At 62.0% G+C, this 4,697-nt stretch carries 3 protein-coding genes; all 3 read right to left on the bottom strand.

Annotation, left to right across the window (positions count from 1 at the left end; all coding sequences use genetic code 11):
- A partial coding sequence (locus ELR45_RS39500; protein ID WP_205857477.1) for a hypothetical protein occupies window positions 1-441 on the bottom strand: 441 nt, incomplete at its 3' end.
- Window positions 442-2,103: 1,662 nt separating this feature from the next.
- Window positions 2,104-3,096: a hypothetical protein gene (locus ELR45_RS28890; protein ID WP_129669397.1), complete on the bottom strand. Its 993-nt coding sequence runs from the start codon at window positions 3,094-3,096 to the stop codon at window positions 2,104-2,106.
- 392 nt (window positions 3,097-3,488) lie between these two features.
- Window positions 3,489-4,562 carry an IS630 family transposase gene (locus ELR45_RS28885; RefSeq protein ID WP_129669396.1) on the bottom strand — a complete coding sequence of 358 codons (1,074 nt, stop codon included), beginning with the start codon at window positions 4,560-4,562 and terminating at the stop codon, window positions 3,489-3,491.
- Window positions 4,563-4,697 lie beyond the last annotated feature (135 nt).

Genomic DNA, 4,697 nt, shown 5'->3' with positions numbered 1-4,697 from the left:
GTCATGCGCCAGGTGGGGTGGGACGGGAGGGCAGGTGTGTCGTGCGGGTAAGGTCTTCAGGACGGCCTGGACAATCTCCTTGCGCCATGGCGTGGGAAGGTGCCTGATCGAGTGTCCGGTTACAAGAGGTGTGGCGGGGCTGGCGAAGTAGCGCCTCTCGACATCGAGACGTTCACGTCCCGAGGTAAATCGTCGGCCCTGATCGATCAGCGATGCGAGGCGATGGGTGTCGGATGAGTCGTTGAGCGCGAGCCGGATGTCGTCGCAGCGCTCCGCTCCGTGCAGCTGAGAAAGAGACTGCAACTCCGTGGCAGTGTCGGCTGCCAGGCGCTTGGACGCCCGGCGACCGAGGACAGGGGCGGCAACGGCGACGAGCACACCAAAGGACTGCTGCGATGTTACCAACGGCCGACCAGTTGAGATCAGGCGAACAAGGGCCACGCTGCCCAAACACTCCACACTCGCGAGAGCTGCTCCCCCTCTATTGTTGCCAAGTAGCAGGTACAGATTCGCTGAAGGACTCGACTTTGATCCAGGGCAGGAACGTGGAGGGTGGGATTGCCTCGCCGTTTAGCTGGCCGAGTTCGCCCGGCCGCAGCGTTAGTTCTTCTCTCGTTCGGGGCCACCGGCGACATATCCATTGTGACGCTCGCGATGTTTGTCCTCCACGACGACATCAACGTGAGCACCGCTGGCGGCGGACTTGGGGACGGGTGAAGCATAAGAGCTGGCCTTGACGCTGTGTTCGGATCCGTGGCTTCGCCTCAGCGCTCGGTATCTGTTGATCTCATGGCGATGTCGGTGCCGAATCTCTAGATAGCGCCAGACGTGGGGATATTTGAAGATCGGCCGGGTCGAGAGGCTCAGAACGGCCAATGCTCCAGCGAGAATCACTGGAGAGGACGCGAGATGAGCGACAACGTTCCACACCGGTAACTCCTTGCGGTCGACGTTTGTACACCGCCTAGCGTCGGACTTTGTGCTGCGGGTGGCAACCGTCTGCCTCCGTTTCCAGCCCTGTCCGAGTGCCGGCTTTTGGAGCTCAAGGTCATCTTGACGAAGTGATGACAAAGGCGCACGTTAGGGCCGCGAGACTTGGCGATTACGAGTCATCGTGTGTCAAGGTAATCTTGATCAAACGTGTCAGGGTTACCTTGACGGAACCGTAGGTGATCGGGGAACATAGGCCATGTGGCTACGACATACCGGAACACTCTCCGCGCCCACGCAGAATCTTTAGCATCCCTTGGACGTGGATACTCGCACCTGGCCAGACGTCACCGTGTTGTCGCTGATGCAGCGGCACGAGGGAAGCGGCAACCCACTGCAGATAGTGACTTCGGCGAATGGATTTTTCAGGCCTGTGAATTCGTGGCGGCGGCGGAGCGCCTGCTCGCCCTCGAGGTTGAACTTGCTCGTAGCTTCGGCGTTACGTGGGACGAGATCGCTGATGTGCTCGGCGTAAGCAGGCAGGCTGCATGGGAACGATTCGCTAAACACGCCCGATGGAATAAGACCAGGCGCTTATCGCAGCTACAGCAAGCTCGCCAAGCCGCATGGATGCGTGACCTTCGCAAGAGCCTTGGCGACGATGCGGACAAACTTCTGTCAACGACGCTCCAAAGTGGACCCCGTGGCGACAGTTGAAGTTTGACCCTGGATGGTTGTTGTCGCTACGGGGTCATTTCGGTCAAGTCTGGCATCGGCTTGTGTGATCCTCAGTTCACGGTTGCTCCACCATGAATCTGCGCCCTGTCATTGGACAGTCCATCCGGCGGGTGATGGCGCCCATGTGCGGTCGCGCGACGCGTCGTTGAATACGCCAACCAGCATAGATCTGAACTAGGGCAGTGGTGTCTCCCGGAGGGGCGAACTACGTGCAGCGTGCATCGTCGATACTCGAGGAGATGAAGCTACGAGTCGTCGCGCTTCATGCTCCGCGTGACGAGGGCGCTGGAACTTCAGAGCTTCCAGTGTCCCTGACGTGTCAGTGTTGGGCGAGTATCACGCCAGTAGGCTCTGGGCGGCCCGTGCTGATACGCGGCCGGCAACCGATGCGTCGTTAGCTGCTGTGGCTGCTGCTGCGTTCGTTCGCCTGGCTCGTCAGCCGGCCGGGCCGTCGCGTGGGCGCTTGACCGGCGGCTTGGGGTGGCCGCGGGCAGGGAGTTGTACAACGCTGACGCCCGCCACCTGGTCGGCCAACCATGTCGGCGGTGCGTTGCCATTGACGATGTCGAGCACGTATCCCGGTGGTGTTCGGCGTAGGCCTCGGAGGACGTGCTCGAAGTATCGGTTCCCGTTGTGCAGGCGGTCGTCGGGCAGGTCGGTGAAGACGCGGTCGGCGGTGATGCTGTCGGCTGGTAGTGCGGTCTCCGGGGTCGCGCGTTCGAACTGGCGGGACCTGAAGGTGATGAGCAGCCGCATCACGGCTTGCGCGACCTCGCGGGCGCCGTCCTGCGGGCGGATGAGAAAGTCGCGTAGGTCGGTGGCCAAGGGCACAGTCGGCAAGGGCAGAGTAGGCCACCAGGTCTCCGCGTCGGTGAGGTTCTCCAACGGAACGCCGTACTGGCGGGCCAATTCTGCTGCGTGCGCCGGCGTTGGTGACTGCGAGTACGCGAGCACGGGGACCATGGTGATGGTCAGGCGTTCACACTCATCGCACCCGGGTGGCTCCTTCTCGCACGGCCATCCGGACCGATATCCCAGGCCCCCGAAGTACACCGCGTACATCGCCGGGACCTCAAGGTCCTTCGCCGCGTTGAGCAAGTCGGTGAACTGCCGCCCTTTTGAGTGCCGGTACTTGACCTGGGCAGTGTCGGCTTCGGTGAAGGTGAGTTTCTTGGCTTGGACGAGCGCACCAAAGCTTGTGCCGTCCTGCCCGACCCACCACCACAGCCAGTCGGCACCGATCGTGGATTCTTCGCCGCGGGTGAAGTCGGCGAACCGGACGACGGGGTGGGTATTAGCGAGGACGAGTTCAGTGGCGGTCTCTTCCCGCCATGTGGCGTGGGCCTTGGCCATCTTGTCGGTGTGTGAGGCAACGGCGATCCGTGCGCGCCGGAACGCTTCTTCCACAGGTGTCAGGTCAAGCGACACGTCAGCATCTTTGCAGATGCAGATCGGATAGGACAGTGAACAGAAGAGTGACAGCGATCCGGCTGACGGCCATTCCGCCAGTCGTCGTGATTGCGTAGCCCCTGTCGGACGCTCTGCATCGAGTGGGAAGAAGCATTGACAACCGGGTCGTGGGTGAGGCAAGGCGTGGGAGCACAGCTTGGGAGCAGATTGGGAGCTGATATGTCCCTTGAACGGCCTGGAACGGCGGTCAACGGCTTCGGACGGAGCCGTTCTACCTGCGGATATGTCGTTTCCGCAGGCAGGAGAGGTGTTCGTTCATGGTTCACACCGAAGAGGTCACTGGTTCGATCCCAGTATCGCCCACCCAGGTCAGAGGGTATTTGGATCTTCTCCACGGTTGGCTCGTAGGGCTAGTGCCGCGCGTTTGAAGTGTTCTGACGGTTCGCTTTTCTGAGGACCTGGTCGGCGGTCTTGGTCCATACGAAGGGGTGGCATCGGTTGTTCCAGCCGTTGATGAAGGCGCGGATTTTGGCGTTGAGTTCTTTGACTGAGGTGAAGCTGCCGCGGTGGATCGCTTGGCGTTCGATCATCGAGAACCAGACTTCGACCAGGTTCATCCAGGAGGCATGGGTCGGTGTGAAGTGGCAGATGATGCGTGGGTTCGCAGCCAGCCACCGTTTGACCTCGGCGTGCTTGTGAGCGGCGTAGTTGTCCATCACCAGGTGCAACTCGCCCTCGGGGTAGGCCCGGGCGACCTGCTTGAGAAAGCCCAAGAACTCCTGGTGCCGGTGACGTGGCTTGACCGCGGCGGTGACCTTGCCGGTGGCCACCTCCAGCGCGGCGAACAGGGTCGAGGTGCCGTGCCGGATGTAGTCGTGGCTGCGACGCTCGGCCAGCCCGGGCTGCAGCGGCAGCACCGGCGCGGAGCGTTCCAAAGCTTGGATCTGCGACTTCTCATCGACCGAGAGCACGATCGCGTTCTGAGGCGGTGCGAGATACAGCCCGACCACGTCGACGACCTTCGCGAACAGCTCGGGATCAGTGGAGAACCGGAACGACTCGGCCCGCCACGGCTGGATCCCGTAATCGCGCCATGCCTTGGCCACCGTCGCATCCGAGACACCCAAATGCTTGCCCAGCAGCCGGGTCGACCAGTGCGTCACGCCCAGCTTCTTCGGTGGCGGCATCAACGTCGCGGCCACAATCGCCGCATGGTCGATACTCCGCGGCCGCCCCGGGCGCTGCTCGTCCTGCAACCCGCCAATCCCGCCCGCCTGGTACCGATCCCGCCACCCGATCACCGTAGGCCGCGACACCCCAACCAGCTGCGCGATCGCCGTGTTCGACATCCCGTCTGCGGCCAGCAGTACAATCCGCGCCCGCTGCGCAAGACCGGCCCGCACCGACGATGACCGAGTCAGCCGGGACAACTCCTCACGGTCGCCCTCACGCAACAACAACGCCGGAGCAGCACGATTCGCCATACCTCATTCTGACAACCATCAAACCGTAAAGCTATTTCCCACGCGAGGCACTAGTGTCCTGCGCCTTTAATTCGTGCGATATATTTTGTGAGCGAGTTGAGGATCTCGTCGGCGGTCTTGATCCACACGAACGGC

The sequence above is a fragment of the Phytoactinopolyspora endophytica genome (assembly GCF_004138495.1).
Lineage (GTDB): Bacteria > Actinomycetota > Actinomycetes > Jiangellales > Jiangellaceae > Phytoactinopolyspora > Phytoactinopolyspora endophytica.
This window is presented reverse-complemented; position numbering and strand designations above follow the sequence as displayed.

Excerpts from the sequence above, each read along its gene's own strand:
- ELR45_RS28885 (WP_129669396.1), bottom strand. The coding sequence starts at position 4,562 with ATGGCGAATCGTGCTGCTCCGGCGTTGTTGTTGCGTGAGGGCGACCGT.